At 55.3% G+C, this 1,360-nt stretch carries 1 protein-coding gene; it reads left to right on the top strand.

From position 1 onward, the window contains the following. Window positions 1–117 precede the first annotated feature (117 nt). Window positions 118–1,360 (top strand): Cache 3/Cache 2 fusion domain-containing protein (locus tag ABJK56_RS03960; protein WP_347243369.1); only part of this gene is annotated, 1,243 nt, incomplete at its 3' end.

Below are 1,360 nucleotides of genomic sequence, written 5' to 3'. Positions count from 1 at the left end.
AAAGCTCGTTAAGTGGGTACAGGCTCGTCAAGTTTGCGAGGTGGTTTTGGGGTTTTCATGCAGCACTGCCGCTTTCGGGTGGAAAGGTTTCCAATTTTTTCCGGGAGGATTGTGTCAATGAAACTGCAAACTCGAATTATGGGGTTGTGCGCGGTCGGCGTGGTTTTGACCGCGTCGGCGACAGTCTCATTGGTGTTCATCAACAAAGGACGACTGGGTGCCCAGGTGCGAAAGGAGGTGGATGCCCTCGGCCAGGATACCTGCCGCCAGGTGGCACTGGGCGTCCGCAACATGTTGGAAGTTTATCACCGCTCTTTGCTGGCCAATCTCGATCGGGCGATTAAAACGGCTTCCCAGCTCGCCGCTAACCGGGGCGGGTTCTCAATTCATCCAGAGGAAACGGTCACCTGGCAGGCGGTGAATCAGTTCACCAAGCAAAGCCAGAGTGTCCAGCTCCCGCGGATGTACATCGGTGACACCTGGCTGGGACAGGTAACCGATTTCTCTACCGTCGCACCGTTTGTGGACGAGGTAACTAAATTCACCGGTCTGACGTGTACTGTCTTTCAGAGAATGAACCAGCAGGGAGATATGCTACGAGTGGCGACCACGGTTCGCACAGACCAAGAACGTCGTGCGGTAGGGACCTTCATTCCGGCCGTCAACCCCGACGGTTCCCCCAATCCTGTCGTCTCCACGGTTCTCCGCGGAGAGACTTATACCGGAAAGGCGTTTGTGGTGAACCAATGGTATATTACCACCTACACCCCTATCTTTAATGAGAAGCGAGAGATCATTGGCTGCCTGTACGTCGGAATTCCTCGGGACGACATTCCCGAACTCCGTCAGGGCATCATGAAGATCGTGGTGGGAAAAACGGGGTACGTGTACGCGTTACAGGGAACTGGTGAAAAGCGCGGTACGTACGTAATTTCCCAAGGCGGAAAACGCGATGGCGAATGCATCTGGGAGGCAAAAGACGCCAATGGCCGGTATTTCATCCAATCAATCGTTGAAAAGGCCCTCAAGCTCAAGCCGGGCGAGTGTGCTTTTGAGCGCTATCCGTGGATAAATCCCGGCGACAAAACCGCCCGATGGAAAGTCGCCGCTATCACCTACTTCGAACCTTGGGACTGGGTAATTGGCGCCGGCGCTTATGAAGATGACTTCCAGGACGCCATCGGCCGAGTCGATCAAGCCCTCAACAGCATGCTGTGGTGGACGCTGGCCGGTGCCCTCGCCATGACAGTGGTATGCTTGGGAGTATCATTTTGGGGCACACGCCGATCCATCCAGGCCCTCCATCGCGTCGTTGACTCGCTGAAAGATATCGCTCAAGGCGAGGGTGATTTGACGAAGC

This window comes from Thermogutta sp. (assembly GCF_039793925.1).
Classification (GTDB): domain Bacteria; phylum Planctomycetota; class Planctomycetia; order Pirellulales; family Thermoguttaceae; genus Thermogutta.
This window is presented reverse-complemented; position numbering and strand designations above follow the sequence as displayed.